The sequence below is a fragment of the Methylocystis sp. IM3 genome, from assembly GCF_038070105.1.
Lineage (GTDB): Bacteria > Pseudomonadota > Alphaproteobacteria > Rhizobiales > Beijerinckiaceae > Methylocystis.
In genome coordinates this window covers 3,625,443-3,643,327 of sequence record NZ_JBBPBZ010000002.1, presented here as the reverse complement: position 1 = coordinate 3,643,327, position 17,885 = coordinate 3,625,443, and the positions used below count along the sequence as shown (strand labels likewise).

General features: G+C 67.6%; 20 protein-coding genes. 6 read left to right on the top strand and 14 right to left on the bottom strand.

The window, feature by feature from the left end:
- Window positions 1–2 precede the first annotated feature (2 nt).
- Window positions 3–944 (top strand): 4-hydroxythreonine-4-phosphate dehydrogenase PdxA, encoded by a 942-nt coding sequence (gene pdxA, locus WOC76_RS19755; RefSeq protein WP_341431545.1) that lies wholly within the window; start codon window positions 3–5, stop codon window positions 942–944.
- Window positions 941–1,789, top strand: a complete 849-nt coding sequence (rsmA, locus tag WOC76_RS19750; RefSeq protein WP_341104299.1) for a 16S rRNA (adenine(1518)-N(6)/adenine(1519)-N(6))-dimethyltransferase RsmA — start codon at window positions 941–943, stop codon at window positions 1,787–1,789. Before pdxA ends, rsmA begins: the two co-directional genes overlap by 4 nt.
- Here the strand turns inward: rsmA and WOC76_RS19745 are convergent.
- The 7 genes from WOC76_RS19745 to fabG all read right to left on the bottom strand — a co-directional run bounded on the left by WOC76_RS19745 (window position 1,783) and on the right by fabG (window position 8,922).
- Window positions 1,783–2,142 carry a DUF488 domain-containing protein gene (locus WOC76_RS19745; RefSeq protein ID WP_341104301.1) on the bottom strand — a complete coding sequence of 120 codons (360 nt, stop codon included), beginning with the start codon at window positions 2,140–2,142 and terminating at the stop codon, window positions 1,783–1,785. The two genes, rsmA and WOC76_RS19745, sit on opposite strands and share 7 nt — an antisense overlap.
- Window positions 2,143–2,174: 32 nt before the next feature.
- The gene (gene gmk, locus WOC76_RS19740; protein ID WP_341104304.1) at window positions 2,175–2,816 is read right to left on the bottom strand and encodes a guanylate kinase; all 642 of its coding nucleotides are present in this window, start codon (window positions 2,814–2,816) and stop codon (window positions 2,175–2,177) included.
- A gap of 73 nt (window positions 2,817–2,889) precedes the next feature.
- The gene (locus WOC76_RS19735) at window positions 2,890–3,777 is read right to left on the bottom strand and encodes a YicC/YloC family endoribonuclease (protein ID WP_341104306.1); all 888 of its coding nucleotides are present in this window, start codon (window positions 3,775–3,777) and stop codon (window positions 2,890–2,892) included.
- Between the two features lie 25 nt (window positions 3,778–3,802).
- Window positions 3,803–6,091, bottom strand: a complete 2,289-nt coding sequence (gene mltG / locus WOC76_RS19730; RefSeq protein WP_445928478.1) for an endolytic transglycosylase MltG — start codon at window positions 6,089–6,091, stop codon at window positions 3,803–3,805.
- A 193-nt stretch (window positions 6,092–6,284) separates the two neighbouring features.
- Window positions 6,285–7,547: a beta-ketoacyl-ACP synthase II gene (fabF, locus tag WOC76_RS19725; RefSeq protein ID WP_341104315.1), complete on the bottom strand. Its 1,263-nt coding sequence runs from the start codon at window positions 7,545–7,547 to the stop codon at window positions 6,285–6,287.
- A gap of 114 nt (window positions 7,548–7,661) precedes the next feature.
- On the bottom strand, window positions 7,662–7,901 hold the full coding sequence (locus WOC76_RS19720; RefSeq protein ID WP_281799750.1) for an acyl carrier protein: 240 nt from the start codon (window positions 7,899–7,901) through the stop codon (window positions 7,662–7,664).
- A 283-nt stretch (window positions 7,902–8,184) separates the two neighbouring features.
- Window positions 8,185–8,922: a 3-oxoacyl-[acyl-carrier-protein] reductase gene (gene fabG / locus WOC76_RS19715; RefSeq protein WP_341104322.1), complete on the bottom strand. Its 738-nt coding sequence runs from the start codon at window positions 8,920–8,922 to the stop codon at window positions 8,185–8,187.
- Window positions 8,923–9,089: 167 nt separating this feature from the next.
- Here fabG and WOC76_RS19710 point away from each other — a divergent pair, with 167 nt between their 5' ends.
- Together WOC76_RS19710 and WOC76_RS19705 are read left to right on the top strand one after the other, a co-directional pair.
- A complete protein-coding gene (locus WOC76_RS19710) occupies window positions 9,090–9,719 on the top strand; it encodes a UdgX family uracil-DNA binding protein (protein ID WP_341104324.1) in 630 nt (209 codons plus the stop codon).
- A complete protein-coding gene (locus WOC76_RS19705; protein WP_341104325.1) occupies window positions 9,703–10,818 on the top strand; it encodes an alpha/beta hydrolase domain-containing protein in 1,116 nt (371 codons plus the stop codon). Before WOC76_RS19710 ends, WOC76_RS19705 begins: the two co-directional genes overlap by 17 nt.
- Before the next feature lie 14 nt (window positions 10,819–10,832).
- On the opposite strand, the gene WOC76_RS19700 is transcribed toward WOC76_RS19705, so the two are convergent.
- The 5 genes from WOC76_RS19700 to WOC76_RS19680 form a co-directional block, all read right to left on the bottom strand.
- The gene (locus tag WOC76_RS19700) at window positions 10,833–11,330 is read right to left on the bottom strand and encodes a TspO/MBR family protein (RefSeq protein WP_341104327.1); all 498 of its coding nucleotides are present in this window, start codon (window positions 11,328–11,330) and stop codon (window positions 10,833–10,835) included.
- Window positions 11,327–12,544, bottom strand: a complete 1,218-nt coding sequence (locus tag WOC76_RS19695; protein ID WP_341104329.1) for an alpha/beta hydrolase — start codon at window positions 12,542–12,544, stop codon at window positions 11,327–11,329. Before WOC76_RS19695 ends, WOC76_RS19700 begins: the two co-directional genes overlap by 4 nt.
- Before the next feature lie 224 nt (window positions 12,545–12,768).
- Entirely contained in the window at window positions 12,769–14,166 is a 1,398-nt protein-coding gene (gene fumC / locus WOC76_RS19690) for a class II fumarate hydratase (RefSeq protein ID WP_341104331.1), read from the bottom strand.
- A gap of 105 nt (window positions 14,167–14,271) precedes the next feature.
- On the bottom strand, window positions 14,272–14,847 hold the full coding sequence (locus tag WOC76_RS19685) for a sigma-70 family RNA polymerase sigma factor (protein WP_341104333.1): 576 nt from the start codon (window positions 14,845–14,847) through the stop codon (window positions 14,272–14,274).
- Entirely contained in the window at window positions 14,844–15,251 is a 408-nt protein-coding gene (locus tag WOC76_RS19680) for a NepR family anti-sigma factor (protein ID WP_341104335.1), read from the bottom strand. Before WOC76_RS19680 ends, WOC76_RS19685 begins: the two co-directional genes overlap by 4 nt.
- A gap of 165 nt (window positions 15,252–15,416) precedes the next feature.
- Here WOC76_RS19680 and WOC76_RS19675 point away from each other — a divergent pair, with 165 nt between their 5' ends.
- Window positions 15,417–16,211: a response regulator gene (locus WOC76_RS19675; RefSeq protein WP_341104336.1), complete on the top strand. Its 795-nt coding sequence runs from the start codon at window positions 15,417–15,419 to the stop codon at window positions 16,209–16,211.
- 141 nt (window positions 16,212–16,352) lie between these two features.
- Complete coding sequence (locus WOC76_RS19670; protein WP_341104338.1) at window positions 16,353–16,628, top strand: KGG domain-containing protein; 276 nt, start codon at window positions 16,353–16,355, stop codon at window positions 16,626–16,628.
- A 20-nt stretch (window positions 16,629–16,648) separates the two neighbouring features.
- Here WOC76_RS19670 and ptsN read toward each other — a convergent pair whose 3' ends face one another.
- Entirely contained in the window at window positions 16,649–17,113 is a 465-nt protein-coding gene (gene ptsN / locus WOC76_RS19665; protein WP_341104340.1) for a PTS IIA-like nitrogen regulatory protein PtsN, read from the bottom strand.
- A gap of 150 nt (window positions 17,114–17,263) precedes the next feature.
- Window positions 17,264–17,833: a ribosome hibernation-promoting factor, HPF/YfiA family gene (gene hpf / locus WOC76_RS19660; RefSeq protein WP_341104341.1), complete on the bottom strand. Its 570-nt coding sequence runs from the start codon at window positions 17,831–17,833 to the stop codon at window positions 17,264–17,266.
- Between the last annotated feature and the right edge of the window lie 52 nt (window positions 17,834–17,885).

The window sequence follows — 17,885 nt, the reverse complement described above, 5'->3', positions numbered from 1 at the left end:
AGTTGACGCTCAAGGCTTTCGCCGAGCGGGAGGCTGAGCATCTGCCGCCCTTTTTCGTGATCGCGGATCCGGCGCATCTCGCCCGCGTCGCGCGGGCGCTCGGGATCGACGCGCCCATCGAGGAGACGCGCGCGGAAGAGGCGCCGGCCGTATTCGCCCGCGCGCTGCCGGTCGTCCCGGTCGGGCGCATGGTCCAGGGCGATTTCGGCGCGCCCCGGCCGCAGGATGCGGCGGCGACGGTCGCGTCGATCGAGCGCGCGGTCGAGAGCGTCGTGCGTGGCGCGGCGCGCGCGGTCGTGACCAATCCGATCGCCAAGGCGGTTCTCTATAAGGCGGGCTTTTCGCATCCGGGCCACACGGAATTTCTGGGCGAGCTGGCGGCCCGTCATTATGGCGTCGCCGCGCGCCCGGTGATGATGCTCTGGTCCGAGGAACTCGCCGTCGTCCCCATCACCATTCACATTCCGCTGGCCGAGGCGCCGCGACGCCTCACCCGCGCGCTGATCGTCGAGACGGGCGAAATCGTGGCGCATGATCTGCGCGCGCGCTTCGGCCTCGCGCATCCGCGTCTCGCCTTCTCCGGGCTCAATCCCCATGCGGGCGAGGAGGGCGCGCTCGGGCGCGAGGAGATCGAGACGATCGCGCCCGCGATCGACGACCTCCGCATGAAGGGAATCGACGCGGCCGGCCCCTATCCGGCCGACACCATGTTCCACAAGGCGGCGCGCGCGACATATGACGTGGCCCTCTGTCCGACCCATGATCAGGCCCTCATCCCGATCAAGACGCTCGCCTTCGATCGCGGCGTGAATGTCACGCTGGGCCTGCCTTTCGTGCGCACCTCGCCCGATCACGGCACGGCCTTCGACATCGCCGGCAAGGGCGTCGCCGACCCGAGAAGCCTCATCGAGGCGATCAAGCTCGCCGGACGGATGACCGCGTGACCGAAAGCCTGCCGCCCCTGCGCGAGGTCGTCGCGCGCCATGGACTCGACGCGAAGAAGACGCTCGGCCAGAATTTCCTTTTCGACCTCAACCTCACGGGCCGGATCGCCCGGGCGGCCGGGTCGTTCGACGAGACGGTCGTCGTCGAGATCGGCCCCGGCCCCGGCGGCCTCACCCGCGCGCTTCTGGCGCAGGGGGCGCGCGTCGTCGCCATCGAGCGCGACGCGCGCTGCCTGCCGGCGCTCGCCGACATCGCCGCCCATTACCCGGGGCGTCTCACCGTGATCGAGGGCGACGCGCTCGACATCGACCTCGCGGCGCTCGTGCGTGCGCAGGGAGCGGCGCGTAACGCCCGCATCTGCGCCAATCTTCCCTATAATGTCGCGACCGCCCTGCTCGCGCGCTGGATCGAGGCGGAGCCCTGGCCGTCGGTCTTCGACCGCTATGTGCTGATGTTTCAAAAAGAGGTGGCGCTGCGGATCGTCGCCACGCCGCAGAACCGCGCCGACTACGGCCGTCTCGCGGTGCTGTGCGGCTGGCGCACGAAGGCCCGCATTCTCTTCGACGTGTCGCCGGCGGCCTTCACGCCGCCGCCGAAAGTCACCTCCTCGGTCGTTGAGCTCATCCCGAACCCCGCGCCCCTGCCCTGCGACGCGAGGGCGCTGGCGCGGGTGACGCAGGCCGCCTTCGGCCAGCGCCGCAAGATGCTGCGGCAAAGCCTGAAGTCGCTTGGAGTCGACGCCGGGGCGCTGCTCGCGCGGGCCGGAATCGAGGAGACCAAGCGCGCCGAGGAAATCGACGTTTCGGGCTTCGTCGCGCTCGCCAACGCCTTTACGGCTCAGTGAGGCTTGCGCAGCGCCTCACGCAGCACGACGGCGTTGTTTTGCGCTTCGTCATGGGCGGCGTAAAGGAGCGTGACCCTGCCCTGCCGCAGGAGGCGGCGAATCGCCGCGATCTCCGCCTGCGCCGGCGGAGCCTCGAGCTCCTCGCGGTAGCGCGCGGCAAATTCCTCCCAGCGGTCGGGGCGATGGCCGAACCAGCGGCGTAACTCGTTGCTGGGGGCGACCTCTTTCGCCCAATGGTCGAGAGCGGCCTTTTCCTTGGTCAGCCCGCGCGGCCACAGCCGGTCGACGAGCACGCGCGCGCCGTCGTCTTTCTCGGGGGGCTCATAGACGCGTTTGAGGAGGAGTGCGTGCATGGCCTCCAGAATAGCGCGGATGGCGCCGCTTTCTACTCGCTCAGGAGCCTGTCGACGAAAGCCTCTATGCCGTGCGCCTGCCGCGGCCGGCGCTGGCGTTCGGCGCGCAATATGGCGATCAGATCGTCGAAGGAACGCTGGAGATCGTCGTTGACGATCACATAGTCGTAGTCCTTCCAGCGCTGGATTTCCTTGCGCGCATTCTCCAGCCGGCGCTCGATCACCTCGGTTGCGTCCTCGGCGCGGCGCTCCAGGCGGGCGCGCAGCTCCTTCATCGACGGCGGTAGGATGAAGACGGTGACGGCGTCGGCGCCCATCTTCTCGCGCACCTGCCGCGTGCCCTGATAATCGATGTCGAAGAGGCAGTCCCGGCCCTGGGCGAGCGTCGCCTCGACCGGCGCGCGCGGCGTTCCGTAGAAATTGCCGTGCACCTCCGCCCATTCCAGAAGTTCGCCGGCGTCGCGCATGACGACGAACTGGCGCTCGTTGATGAAGCGGTAATGAATGCCGTCCACCTCGCTCGACCGGCGGGCCCGCGTCGTCACGGAAATCGATAAGGTGAGGTCGAGGTCCCGATCCTGAAGCAGCATCCGCGTCAGCGTGGTCTTGCCGGCGCCGGAGGGCGAGGAAAGGATGAGAACGACGCCGCGGCGCAGCGGAGGTGTGTGATCCATGTCGGCGGGGGTCTCGGGATGCGGGTTACCGCCAATAAGAAATTAGGGCGTTTCTTTCAACCGTCGCACGGGTTCATTCGATGTTTTGCACCTGTTCACGCAGTTGCTCGACGTCGATCTTGAGATCCAGCCCGATGGCCGTCAGCGCCGGATCGTTGGATTTGGCGCAGAGCGTGTTGGTTTCCCGGGAAAGCTCCTGGGCGAGGAAATCGAGCCGGCGCCCGACGGGGCCACCGTCGCGCAGCAGTTTTTCCCCCGCCGCGACATGGGCGACGAGCCGGTCGAGCTCCTCGCGGATATCCGATTTCACGGCGAGCAGCACGGCCTCCTGATGGAGGCGGTTCGGGTCGAGCCCCTCGGCGCTTTCGAGCAGACGCGCCACCTGCTGCGCCAGACGATGGCGCACGGCCTCGGGATGGCGGCCCGGCAGGGCGTCCGCCTCGGCGGCGAGCGCGCCGATGCGCGTCAGCCGCGACCGGAGCACGGCGGCGAGCGCCTGCCCCTCGGCCTCGCGAGCGGCGAGCAGGGAGTCGAGCGCGGTCCCGAGCGCGGCGAGAACGCTGCTTTCGAGCGCCGCGCGCTCGGCCTCGTTGTCCTCGGGCTCCGAGATTTCGACGACGCCCCGGACGGCGAGCAGGCCGTCGAGTGACGCCGGCCCAAGGCTCGCATGCAGAGGCACGTCGTCGAGCGCCGCGAGCAGCTTGTCGAGGGCCGCGCGATTGATCCGCGCGACGCCCTGCGCCTCGAGCCGTTGGGCGGACAGGCTCGCGAAGACGGAGCCGCGCGTCAGGCGAGCCGAAAGCGCGGCGCGCGCCTTGATCTCCACGGCGTCGAAACCGGGCGGAACCCGGACCCGGAGATCGAGGCCCTTGGCGTTGACGCTTTTGAGCTCCCAGGCGTAGCTCCAGGCGCCGAGGCTGCCGCGCGCGCGGGCGAATCCAGTCATGCTTGCGACGGTCATCGGCGCGCTCCGGTTTGCTGCGGCGTCAGCGAATGCTGGCCGCCGAGGGAACAGTCTTGGCCGAGGTGAGGTCCCAGCTCTTGTCGCGCAGCGGATCGAGCGGGGTGCCCTCGGAGGCGTCGAAGGCGCGCGGGCGGGCGCGCTGCGGCGCGGGCGCGAGCGCCAGCGGGGCGGCCCCGTCGGCGACGCGCGCGGGGGCGGGGACGGGCGTCTCTTCCGGCGCCGTCCGATCGACCAGCGCGTCGGTCGGCGCGTCGTCCGAGCCGGTCGCGAGGCCGAGCCGGGCGGCGCGGGCCTTGAGTTCGGCGCGCCGCGCGGGCGAAACGGGATAAAGCGCAATGTCTCCCGGGCCGTCGGGCAGCGCCTTGCCGTCGGCGCTCTCGCGGGCCAGCATGTCCGGGCCAAGCGCGCCTTCTTCCTCGCCCTCGCCCTCGGGCGCCGCGCGCGCCGCGAGCAGGGTGGGATCGAAGCCGTTCGCAGGCCCCTTGGGCTGGGCCACGGGCTCGGTGAAATAGGGCCTTGCGACCCGCAGCCGCGCGGGCCGCGGCGTGGCGTCGGCGGTCGGATCCTCGTATCCGCCGAGGAAAAAGGCCGCGCCGGCGGGAGAGAATTTGCCGATCCGGTGGGTTGGCCCGTCATCCGCCGCCATCTCGCGCGAGGCGGGATAATCCTCGTGCCGGGCGCCGAGCGCGATCATCCGGCCGATCGGCGCCTGGGTGCGCTTGTCGGGCTTGTCGCTTTTGGGGGGGGCGGGCGGCGGGACGGCGGCCGGCGCGCTCTGGTCGATCCCCTCGCCGGCCTTCGCCTTCTGCTCCTGCTCGATGCGGCGCCAGTTCTGGACGTTGCGCGAATGCTGGTCGAGCGACTCGGCGAAGACATGGCCTCCCGTGCCGTCCGCGACGAAATAGAGGTCACGGGTGTTTGCCGGGTTGGCGACCGCCTCCAGCGCCGCCTTGCCCGGATTGGCGATCGGACCCGACGGCAGGCCGTCAATGGCGTAGGTGTTGTAGGGCGTCCATTTCTCGATTTCCGAGCGCATGATGCCGCGCCCGAGCGTCGCCTTGCCGCCGACGAGGCCGTAAACGATCGTCGGATCGGATTGCAGTCGCATGCCCTTGCGCAGGCGGTTCGTGAAGACGGCGGCGACGCGCGGCCGCTCCTCGGCCTTGCCGGTCTCCTTCTCGACGATGGAGGCGAGAATCACGAGCTCGTAGGGCGACCGCAGCGGGAGGTCCTTGGCGCGCTTCGCCCAGATCTGATCGACGAGCTTGCGCTGGTCCTCCTGCATCTTGACGATGAGCTTGCTGCGCGGGAAGCCGCGCGGAAACTTGTAGGTTTCGGGCAGCAGCGCGCCTTCCTTTGGCGCTTCGAGAATATCGCCGGCGAGGAGGTCGGAGTCGCGCAGCCGTTCGAGGATCTGCTCGCTCGTCAATCCTTCCGGAATGGTCAGCGTGTGCATGAGCTGGCGCCCGGCGACGAGGGCGTCGATCACGTCGCGCAGGCTCGCCTGCTTCTTGAAGACATATTCGCCGGGCTTCAGCTTGCCGCGCGCGCCCTCGACGAGCACGGCGAAATTCATCAGCGACGGACTGTCGATGACGCCCTCGCGCTGGAGCTGCGCCAGCATTTCCGGCACGTCGCTGCGCGGGGGCAGATAAACGATCTTGTCGGCGGCGAGCGGACCCGGCTCCTTGAGCTTGTGCAGCACGGCGATGACGCCGAAGACGCCGGCGACCAGCGCCACGAGCATGAAGCTCAGAAAGCCGCTCATCACCGAGAGCGTGCCGTCGCGGCGCTTCTTCTTTTTCCTGGGCGGGGCCGGGGGCGCTTCCGGCTGGAGGGTCTGCCGGGCGGCCTGAAGGGTGGCGCGGCGGCTGAAGATGGACCCGCCAGTTTTCTCGCCTTCCCGCTCCGAGGGCGCGGCCGGCTTTGAAAGGGCGGGCTGCGCCGGGGCGGGCTCGGCGCTTTTAGGCTCGAGCGGCTCGGGTGAGGCCGGGATGGGCTCGGCTGGACCGGTTTCGGCGGCGGAGTCGGCTGGCCCCGTTTCGGGCTTCGGCGCCTCCGCGGCCGCTTGCGACGCGGCCTTTTCGGAAGCAGCCGCTTCGACCGGCTTCGCCTCTGGGGTTTCCTCCGGCCCCGCTATTGGCGCGGGAGAGGCAGGCGGCGCTGCGCTTGGCGTTTCGGGGGCGCCCGCGCCGCCTGCGCCAGGTTCGGCCGGCGGGGCCGACCCGCTACTCGCTTCGCGGCCCTTGGCCTGGGCGGTGTCGTCCTCAGGGGTCGGCTTGTCGCCGGTCTCGTCGCTCATCATCGTCATCACGCCAACTGAAGCCGGACACGGAGCCGGGAACCCGCGGGACTCGATCCCGCGGGGGCAAAACCGCAGCCGTACACACTAGGGGTCATTGTGGCGAATTCAGGAGCGCAAGCCTTGCCCGCTCCGGACAAAGCGCCTCCGCCCGAATTATCCCCAGGAACCCAGGGATGGAGTCCGCAGAACGCGGAAAGTCCTAGCCGAGCTTGCGGAACAGCAGCGAGGCGTTGGTGCCGCCGAAGCCGAAGGAATTCGACAGCGCCACATTGATCTCGCGCTCCCGCGCCTTTTTGGGAACGAGGTCGATCGCGGTCTCGACGGAAGGATTGTCGAGATTGCGCGTCGGCGGGGCGGCGTTGTTGGTCATGGCGAGGATGGTGAACACCGCCTCCACCGCGCCCGCGCCCCCGAGAAGATGCCCCACCGCCGATTTGGTGGAGGACATGGAGAGTCTCGGTTCGACATTGCCGATCAGCCGCTCGACGGCCTTGAGTTCGATCTCGTCGCCGAGCGGCGTCGAGGTGCCGTGGGCGTTCACATAGTCGATGTCGGCGACGGAAATCTCCGAACGCTTCAGCGCCATCTTCATGCAGCGATAGGCGCCGTCGCCCTCGGGCGAGGGCGCCGTGATGTGGTGGGCGTCGCCCGACATGCCATAGCCGATGAGCTCGCAATAGATGCGCGCGCCGCGCGCCTTGGCGTGCTCATAGTCCTCGAGGACGACGCAGCCCGCGCCCTCGCCGAGCACGAAGCCGTCGCGGTCCTTGTCATAGGGGCGAGAGGCGTCGGCCGGCCGGTCGTTGAAGCCGGTCGAGAGAGCGCGGCAGGCGGCGAAGCCCGCGACGCCGATGCGGTTGACCGGCGATTCGGCGCCGCCCGCGACCATCACGTCGGCGTCGCCCATGGCGATGATGCGCGCGGCGTCGCCGATGGCGTGGGTGCCGGTGGCGCAGGCCGTCACCACCGCGTGGTTCGGGCCTTTCAGATTGTGCATGATCGAGACGTAGCCGGCCACGAGATTGATGATGCGGCCCGAGACGAAGAAGGGCGACACGCGGCGCGGGCCCTTCTCCTTCAGGGTGAGCGAGGTCTCGTAAATGCCGCCGAGGCCGCCGATGCCGGAGCCGATCAGGACGCCGGTTGCCTCCTGCTTCTCGGGCGTGTCGGCCGTCCAGCCCGCGTCGGCGAGCGCCTGCGTCGCGGCGGCCGCGCCATAGACGATGAAATCGTCGACCTTGCGCTGCTCCTTGGGGTCGAACCACTGGTCCGCGTTGAAGGAGCCGTTGGAGCCGTCGCCGCGCGGGATCATCGCCGCGATCTGGCAGGGAAGGTCGTCGACCTCGAATGTGTCGATGCGGCGGAATCCGTGCTCGCCGGCAACCAACCGCCGCCAATTCGTTTCGACGCCGCAGCCCAGAGGCGACACGACGCCAAGCCCGGTGACGACCACCCTGCGCATGGCTTGCTCTCTAATTCAGATGGGAAGGATAAAGGCCCGCCCGTGCGCCGGGCGGGGCGGAAGCAAAAAGCGCGCGGCGGTCGGCCGGCGCGCTTTCGCGTCGATGTTCCGAAATCAGGCGGCCTTGGCCTTCTCGAGGAACTTCACGGCGTCGCCGACCGTCACGATGGTCTCGGCCGCATCGTCCGGGATCTCGACGCCGAATTCTTCCTCGAAGGCCATGACCAGCTCGACCGTGTCGAGCGAGTCCGCGCCCAGATCGTCGATGAAATTCGCCTTGTCGACGACCTTCTCAGGCTCGACGCCGAGGTGTTCCACAACGATCTTCTTCACGCGCTCGGCGACATCGCTCATTGATTTCGTCCCTATTGCTATGGTGCTCGCACCGATGACGGCGCCGCAGGATTCGCCCGCTCGCCGTTTTCTCCCTAAGATTCATATGCGCCAGCCCATTCCCCAAGCGGCGCGGCCAGAATGGCGCTCGGGCCTGATGTCGGGGATGAGGGCGGCGCCGCCCCTCTCGCGGCGTCGGTCTGGTAACATACTTCAATCAGGTTGGCGAGAGGGCCGGAAGGGGCGCGCGCTGCGAAAAGACGCCGCGCGCCGCGCTTTATCCCAGGGCAAAAACGCCGCCGCGTCAGATCATCGCCATCCCGCCGTTCACATGCAGCGTCTGGCCCGTCACATAGCCCGCCTCGGCGCTCGCGAGATAGACCACGGCGGCGGCGACGTCGGCGCCCGTCCCCAGCCGGCCGGCGGGAACGGCGGCGAGAATGCGCTCCTTCTGCGCGTCGTTCAGCGCGTCGGTCATGGGGCTTTCGATGAAGCCGGGCGCCACGCAATTGACCGTGACGCCGCGCGAGGCGACCTCGGCGGCAAGCGATTTCGACATGCCGATCATGCCCGCCTTGGCGGCCGCGTAATTCCCCTGCCCCGGATTGCCGGTGACGCCGACGACGGACGTGATGCCGATGATGCGGCCGAATCGCTTCTTCATCATGCCGCGCAGCACGGCGCGCGACAGGCGGAAGGCGGAGGTGAGATTGACGTTGAGGACCGTCTCCCAATCCTCGTCCTTCAGGCGCATGAAGAGCCCGTCGCGGGTGATGCCGGCGTTGTTGACGAGAATATCGACGCCGCCCATCGCCGCCTCGGCCGCGGGCGCGAGCTTTTCCGTCTCCTCGCGGTCGGCGAGGTTGCAGGGCAGGACATGCGTCGTTCCGCCGATCTCGGCGGCGAGCGCCTCCAGCGCCTCGCGGCGCGTGCCGGAGAGCGCCACGGTCGCGCCCGCCGCGACGAGGGCGCGGGCGATGTCCTTGCCGATGCCGCCGCTCGCGCCGGTTACGAGCGCCGTTTTTCCTGTCAGATCGAACATGACTATTTCTCCCCTCGTCGCATGAGGCGGATGCGGCCGCCCCTTCCGGCCGCTCCCCCTTAGCGCGAAATTCGAAAAATGCGAGGCCGAAGTGCGGTGCAGGCTTTTGGGGCCGGGGCTGGTTTTTTCCAGACGAACGAAGCGGCCCCGGCCAACGTTTACTCCCCATGTCCGAGTTCATGACCCTTGCCGCGCTCGCCGGCGAGGAAGAGGTCTGCACCCGCTGCCCGCTCTACAGGAACGCCACCCAGGCCGTGCCGGGCGAAGGGCCGCGCGGCGCGCGGGTGATGGTTGTCGGCGAGCAGCCCGGCGATCTCGAGGATCGTTCGGGCCGGCCCTTCGTCGGTCCCGCCGGCCGGTTGCTCGACAAGGCGCTAACCAAGGTCCATCTCCCGCGCGAACAGTGCTTCGTCACCAATGCGGTCAAGCATTTCAAATTCGAGCCGCGCGGCAAGCGGCGCCTGCACAAGCGGCCCGACGCCGGCGAAATCGACGCCTGCCGCTGGTGGCTCGAACAGGAGCGCGCCCTGGTCGCGCCGGGGCTCGTCGTCGCCATGGGCGCCACGGCGATTCGCGGCGTTCTGGGCCGCGCCGAGCCGGTCTCGGAGCTGCGGGGCCGACTGCTCGACCTCGACCAGGGCGCGAAATTCATCGCCACCATCCACCCGTCATTCCTGCTGCGCCTGAAGGGGGAAGAGGATAAGCAAAGGGAATGGGCGCGCTTTCTGAGCGATCTCGAAATCGCGGCGGAATGGGCGCGGGCGGGGGACATGCCGGCGGATGCTCCAGGGTCTTAAGTTTTTTTGCGCCGCGATGCTCTTCGCCGTCCCGGCGCGGGCCGAGCTCGTCTCTCTTGCCGAGACGAGCGCCGCCGTGCGGGCGGCCGTCCGGATCGGCGGGCAGACCCACGAGTTCGACATCGCGCTCATGCGCCCGGCGCGGCCGGCTTCGCCCTCGGATCACAGCGGCGCGGCGCTCTTCCTCGAGACGGCGCCGGGCGACGATCTCGCCCCGCTGGCCCTCTCGCGCGGCATGGCGGTCGCCCGGCTCGATCTGTCGAGCCTGCCCCCGGCGGCGCGGGCGGCGGCCTTGCGCGATCTCGCGCCTCGGCTTCGGGGCCTCGTGGGCGCGCGGCGCCTCCTGGCCCATGGCCGGGGCGGCGCAGGGGCGGCGCTCGCGGAGGCGGGGGCGCTGTTCGACGGCCTGCTGCTGCAGGACGCGCCGGCGCCGGCGGCGACAGGGCCGCGCGTCATCGACACGTGGGGAAGCGACGCCTATTGGGGCGCGGGCGGGCGGCCCCTGCCCGGCCCGGCCGCGGAGACTCGCCGCAGCTTCTTCCTTGCGGGAATGGCGCAGACCCTCGCCGGTGAAAATTGCGCCGCGCCCCTCAACCAGCGATCGCCGGCGCCGGCGCTGCGGGCGCTGTTGGCGGCGCTCGACGACTGGACGAAAGGCGCGAAGCCCCCGCCGTCACGCGCGCCGACCGAAGCCGATCTCGTCGAGGCGGCCGCGCTCGTCTGGCCGAAAATACCGGGGACGCCGGCCCCGCCGGCCGTGGCCGGCCGCGTTCCCCGCATCGACCCCGACGGCAACGAGCTTTCGGGCCTGCGCCTGCCCGATCACGCGCTGCCCGTCGCGACCTTCGTCGGCTTCAATGCGCAAAAGGAAAAGACCGGCCCGGCCTGCGCGGCGGGCGCGTCGGCGTCCTTTCCGGCGACGAAGGCGGAGCGGGAGAAAAGCGGCGACCCCCGGCCCTCTCTCATCGAACGCTATGGCTCGCGCGCCTATTTCGTGGCGACCATGCGGGTCGTCGCCGACAGGCTCGTCAAGGAGCGGCTCCTCCTGAAGGAGGACGCCGACGCCTATGTCGCCGCCGCCAGACAGGCGCCTTTCTGAGGGCCGGCGTCCCCTCAGGGAATGAGCACGAAAATCCCGAGGTTGAGATAGGTCGCGAAGGCGACCCACAGCGCATAAGGGACGAGGCAGAGGGCGGCGGCGCGGTCGAGGCGCCAGAAGGCGGCGATCGTGGCGAGAATCAGCACTTCGAGCGGCAGGATCACGGCGAGGCCCAGAGCCGGACTATGCGCCGCGAAAAAGGCGAAGGACCAGGCGGCGTTGAGGGCGAGCTGCGCCGTAAAGAGCAGGATCGCCCGGCCCCGCCCCGCCGCCGCCGGATCGCTCCGCAGGATACGGTAGAAGGCCACGCCCATCAGAATGTAAAGCGTCGTCCAGGCCGGACCGAAAACCCAGTTCGGCGGGGTGAGCGGCGGCTTGGCGAGGCTCTGGTACCAGGGCGCGATATTGGGGAGGGTCGCCGCATTGCCGAGCAGGGCCGCGGCGAGAATGGGCCCGGCCGAGAGGGCCGCCGCGGCGAAAGGCCCGACGCCGGACTTGTCCGGGGCGTTCATCGCGCTGCGTGTCCGAGTCGTTCGCCGATCGATTCCAGCCGTTCATCCAAACTGTCCCGGCTGCTCGGGTCGGCAATGACGAGAGGCGCCGTGACCGCAGCGCCGACGGCTGATCCGGCGCCCGTCGCGACCTGGCCCAGTTTTTCGCCGACCCCGCCCCCGCCGTCGTTCAGGGCCTGACCCGCGGCGAGCCGCGCCCCGATCGACCGGACGACCTGAGGCGCCTCGGCGAATTTGGTATGTCCCAGACTGTCGCCGCCGCCCGAAGCGACGTCGGTCAGATCGATCACCTGCACCCGGTTGCTCCTGAACGTCTCGTCATAGGGCGCCGCCGTCGGATCGACGGCGCCGACGCGCGGCTTGTCGCCCCAGACCTGGCGGGAGGTCGCGAGCGCCTCGTCGTCGCGGGAGACGAAGATCGTGAAGATCGACGGCCGGGCGTCGATCGTGGCGATCTGGCGGCGGAAAACGTCGAAATCGACGTCCGGCGCGGCGAGCATGACGTTCTGGATCTTCGGCGAGAGCCCGCGGTCGCGAATCGCCATCTGGCGCAGGGCTTCGAGCGTCACCCAATTGCCCATGGAATGGGCGAGAATGGAAATCTCCCCGACATTGGGATTGTGCGAAAGGGTCTGCAACAGGGTCTCGAGCGCGTCGCGCGAATAGTTCGCGCTTTCATGGTCGTAGCCATAGTGCAGGAGCTTGCCGCGCGACGGCCAGGTGAAGAGCACCGGCGTCACATAGGCGGCGGAATCATGCGCGATCTGCGCGAAGCGATAGACCGCCTCGCCAAAGCGCGTGTTGTAGCCATGGACGAAAACCAGAACCTGGCGGCGCGGCGTCTGTTTGATATGCCTGTTGAATTCGGCGACCGCCTGCTCCTTGGTCATCACGGAGGCCTCGACGGTCGTGAATTCGCGCATGGGATCCGGCGGCTGGGTCGTGGGCCACTGCACCTCGCCGACCTTGCGGTTCCCCTCCGGCGGGATGGAGACGGTGATGTCGGCGAAGGAGAAGCCGGCGCCGCGCTCGCCCGAGAACATCTCGCCGGGCTCGGCCTCATTGGGCGCGCGCGTCGTCGCCACGAGCATCTGCACGAGGCTCGTCCCGGGCGGGGCCTGGCGCGAGGGGATCAGAAAGCCATGCGGCCGCTGAGCGCAGGCCGCGACCCCGAAGATAAGCGTGGCGAGGATAACGCCTCGGGTGACATGCATCGAATCGGGGCCTTGTCTTTGGAAAAAAGAGCCAGCGTCGACTCTGGCGCAAAAAATCTTCTAACCTATAACCGAAGTGTTTTCGAGCGATGCGGCGGCGCACATCCTGTCCGTTCGCATTCCCGCAGTATCGTGTCGCCGTGGGCAGACGGCGTTGGGAGCCCCACGAGCTTCCGACGAGGGTGGGAGAGGGGCCCCTCCCACCCTCTATTCTTTTTTGAAAGTCAGTCGTTCGGCGCGAGCATCTTCTCCGGGCGCACGATCGCGTCGAATTCGGCCTCCGTGACCTTGCCGGAGGCGAGCGCCTCCTCCTTGAGGCTCGTGCCGTTCTTGTGGGCGGCGCGGGCGATCTTGGACGCGGCGTCATAGCCGATCTTCGGCGCGAGCGCCGTCACGAGCATCAGCGACCGCTCGAGGAATCGCGTGATGTTGGCCTCGTCCGCCTCGATGCCGTCGATGCAGCGGACGATGAAGCTGTCTATTCCGGTCGTCATCAGGTCGATGGATTCGAGCAGGGCGAAGGCGATCACCGGCTTCATCACATTGAGTTCGAGATGGCCCTGCGAGGCGGCGAAGGTGATCGTCTGATGATTGCCGAAGACGCGCGCGCAGACCATGGTGATGGCCTCGACCTGCGTCGGATTCACCTTGCCGGGCATGATCGACGAGCCGGGCTCGTTTTCCGGCAGCCGTAGTTCGGCGAGGCCGGCGCGCGGGCCCGAGCCGAGCAGGCGAATGTCGCAGGCGATCTTGTAGAGGCCGGCGGCCAGCGCATTGATCGCGCCATGGGCGAAGACGATGGCGTCATGCGCGGCGAGCGCCTCGAACTTGTTGGGCGCCGTGACGAAAGGCAGGCCGGTCTGCCGGGCGATATTGGCCGCGACCTCCTCGGCGAAGCCCTTCGCGGTGTTGACGCCCGTGCCGACGGCGGTGCCGCCCTGCGCCAGAGCGAACAGGTCGGGCAGCGTCGTGCGAATGCGCGCCGCGCCATATTTCGCCTGCGCGGCGTAGCCGGAGAATTCCTGGCCGAGCGTCACGGGCGTCGCGTCCTGCAAATGGGTGCGGCCGATCTTGACGAGATTTGAAAACTGCGACGACTTGCGCTCCAGCGCCGCCTCGAGCCGCTCGATCGCCGGCAAAAGCTTTCCGGAGATCGCCAGCGCCCCGGCGACGTGAATGGCTGTCGGGAAACTGTCGTTGGAGGACTGGCCACAATTGACGTGGTCGTTGGGATGAACGGGCGATTTCGCACCGCGGCCCGCGCCGAGCTGCTCATTGGCGCGATTGGCGATCACCTCGTTGACGTTCATGTTGGACTGTGTGCCGGAGCCCGTCTGCCAGACGACGAGCGGAAAATGATCGTCGAACTTGCCGTCGATCACCTCCTGCGCCGCCGAAACGATGGCCTTTTCGACGTCCGGCGGGATCAGGCCCTTGGCGGCGTTCACCTTGGCGGCGGCGAGTTTCACCCGGGCGAGGGCGTGCACCACCTCGATCGGCATGCGCTGGCCGCCGATGGGGAAATTCTCGCGCGAACGCTGGGTCTGCGCGCCCCAATAGGCCCAGGACGGGACGGCGATGTCGCCAAAGGAATCGCGTTCGATGCGGCTTTCTTCTGTCATGGTCTCGCTCGAAAAAGGGGCGGACGCGCTTTTTGGCACGCGTTCGCGTGAGGACAAACAAGGGAGCGGATGGCGCGCTCCCTATGCTGCATTTCTCCGGTCCGTTCAATCTCGGCCGGCCGGCGTGAGTTCCCCGGCGCCGCGCGCCTGGCCGCTCTCTCGCGGGGCCCTCGGCAGGGCCATGATCTCGTTGAGCCGGTTTCGCGCGCGATTGACCCGGCTCTTCATCGTGCCGGGCGCGCAGCCGCAGATTTCCGCCGCCTCTTCATAGGACATGCCGGAGGCCGCGACGAGGATCAAGGCCTCGCGCTGATCGAGCGGAAGCTTTTGCAGCGCCTCGCGGAAATCGAGGAAATCCATATGGGCGTTCTGCGACTCGGGCGCGATCAGCCGCGCAGAGGCGATCGCCCCGTCCGGATCGGGCGCCTCGCGCCGCCGCTTGCGAAATTCGCTGTAATAGATGTTGCGAAGGATCGTGAAGAGCCAGGCGGTCAGATTGGTGCCCACGGCGAATGATCCGAGGCTCCCCCACGCCTTGACCAGCGTCTCCTGGACGAGGTCGTCGGCGCGGTCGGGATTGCCGCAGATGGAGACGGCGAAAGCACGCAGATTGGGGATCGCCGCAATGAGATCCCGTTTTAGGCTCTGACCGTCGCTGGGACCGGGCTCCTCTTCGTTCACTCTCTCTCCCCAGGCGCGCCACCGGACCGGCCTGAGGATACCATAGTTTGTTCGAGCTGGTTCAACAGATTCAGGAAGCGGTCGGGGACCGGCTGCGCCACGACGTCGTCGTAGAGATTCTGCAACTCCTTCCCGATCGCGTCGCCAAAATCGGGGCCGCGCATCTTGTGGTCGTTCCTTTCCGTCTTGCAAAGTTTCAGCGGCCCGACGCCGGCTGTCTTCTCCGCATTGGCGGGGCGCGGCGCGCCGACGCCGAGCCCCGCGGCCACCGCCGCCAGGCTCCGCGGGAGCGTTCCCGGAAAATGACGCGCGTCGGAGCGCAGCTGATCCCCATCGGGTTGCGCGCGCACAACGGCATTCTCCGGACTGTTTTTCACCATGGAGCCCCCAATCTGCAAAGTCATGATTTTCTGTGGCGGATCTGTTTCGCTGCGCGATATAGTGCGCCGCACGGAAGGGAAAACGCCGCGCTCATGGATTGGTTCCTTCATTCGTGCAGGTCGTTTTGACGCAGACGTCATGGTTTCGCTTCCTTTTCGTATGAATTTGAACGCCTTCGGAGGCGTGAGATGTCGGTTTCAAAAGAGATCTATGGCCATCTTCCCTATCTGAGGCGCTTCGCGCGCGCGCTGGTCGGGACCCGCGAGGGCGGCGACGCCCATGTCCTGGCGACGCTCGAAACAATTGTCGCAGACCCAAGAAAACTCGATCAAAATGACGATCTGAGAATTTCCCTCTATCGCCTGTTCCTGGCGACCTGGGCCGCCGGCGCCATCGCCCAGCCCGATCCGGCCGCCGGTTTGGCCGACGACGGCGCCCGCGGCCGTCTCGACGCCATTTCATTGAAGCCGCGCGTCGCCTTTCTCCTGCACGCCCTCGAAGGCTTCGATCTCGAACAGATCGGAGACACGCTCGGCGTCTCCGAAGGGGCGGCCGCAGACCTCATCGACGCCGCCAATGCCGAAATCGCCGATCAGATCGCGACGGACGTGCTCATCATAGAGGACGAGCCGCTGATCGCGCATGATCTGCGCAGCATTGTGGAGGAACTTGGGCACAGCGTGGCCGGCATGGCCCGCACCCATCGCGAGGCGGTGGTTGCAATTGAAAAAACAAAGCCGGGTCTGATTCTCGCCGACATCCAGCTCGCCGACGGCAGTTCGGGCCTCGACGCGGTGAATGATATTCTCGACGCCTTCTCGACTCCTGTCATCTTCGTCACCGCCTATCCGGAACGCTTCCTCACCGGCGCGCCGCCCGAACCCGCCTTTCTCGTCACCAAGCCCTTCAGCGTCGAAAGTCTCAAGGCTGTCATCAGCCAGGCGCTGTTTTTCAATCGCAGGTCGCAAAGAAAAATCGCCTGAAAGGGACGGTCAAGCTGTTGATAAGTCTAACTCCACATGGGATTTTCGTCCTTCACAAGCTTGGCTAAGTATATTCCACGATTGCGGAAACCTTGGCCGATTCGGCAAGTTATACGCGTGGCGCGGGGGCAGGAGGCGACCATGCAGGAAGTAGTGAAGAAGTCCAATCGAGGCTTTGCGTCGATGGATCCGGAGAAACAGCGCGCGATCGCGCGCAAGGGCGGTCAGAGCGTCCCGGACGAGAAGCGCAGTTTCTCGCAAAATCCCGAACTTGCGGCGCGCGCCGGACGCAAGGGCGGTCAGAGCGTCAATCCGGCGAAACGCAGCTTCTCGCGCGATCACACCCTCGCGTCGGAAGCGGGCCGTAAGGGCGGACACGCCTCCCACGGCGGCGGGCAGAAGCGGGCGACGGTTTAGGAAGACGCCCCCTTCGACGGTTACGCGGCGTGGGGCTTGGAACGCTGCGAAATGAGTGAGTAAAGCGCGTCATGGTCTCGCGTGGCGCGGATGGTTGCGACAAGGCCAGGGTCGCGAAGCATCCGCGCCGCGCAGGCGAGCGCTTTCAGATGATCCGCCCCGGAGGTCTCCGGGGCGATCAGCAAAAAGACCAGATCGACCGGGGCGCCATCCAGCGCCTCGAAATCCACCGGCCGCTCGAGCCGGGCGAAAATCCCGAAAATCGACTTGACCCTGGCGAGCTTGCCGTGCGGAATGGCAATGCCCTCGCCAATGCCTGTCGAGCCCAGGCGCTCGCGGTGCAGCAGGGCGTCGAAAATTTCCCGCGACGGCAGGCCCGAGAGCCTGGCCGCGCGGTCGCTCAGCTCCTGAAGCAGCTGCTTTTTCGAGCTCGCCTTCAAATTGGCGATCACCGCTTCCGGCGTGACAAGATCCGTGAGCCGCATGCGACGCCCTATCTTTCAAGCGTTGGAAAAACCTTCAAGCTGCGCGGCTGCGCCCATGAAGGAAATCGCAAGATACATGCCGGGCCGGTCCCGCAAGGCGACGTCCGGCGGAACTCCCCTTCCCGCGGGCGCCGCCCTGGGGAAAGGCGGCTACTCGCTGGCGGGCGTATCGATCCAACCGATATTGTTGTCGTTTCGCCGATAGACAATATTGAGTCGCCCCGTATTTGCGTGACGAAACACCAAAACTGGGGCGCCAGTGAGATCGAGGTGAAGCACGGCCGACGGCACCGAGAGACGGCGCAGCTTCGTGGTCGATTCCACGATAACGGCCGGGCTGAATTCGGCCGGCGCCTCGCTTTCCTCGTCAGGCGCCTCGAATACCTGATAGGGCACCACCTCGGGCTCCACCGGTCCGTGCCCGTCGTGGTGGCCCTTCAATCGCTCCTTGTAGCGCCGCAGGCGCTTCTCCAGCCGATCCGCCGCCTGGTCGAAGGTCGCATAGGGCTCCTGCGCCCGGCCGTCCGCCTGAAGCACGATGCCCGAGGTGAGATGCAGGCTGCAATCGGCGCGGTAGCCCGAACCTTCGGGCGTGATCGTGACATGGCCGCTGACGCCGCCGTCGAAATATTTCGACGCCGCCTGCTCCAGACGCTCCGTGATATGGGCGCGCAGCGCCTCGCCGATGTTGATGTTCTTGCCCGAAACTCTCAGGGACATATCGCTCCGCCTTTTTCGGAAAGCGGCCGGTCGTCGCGGCCGAGACAGACTA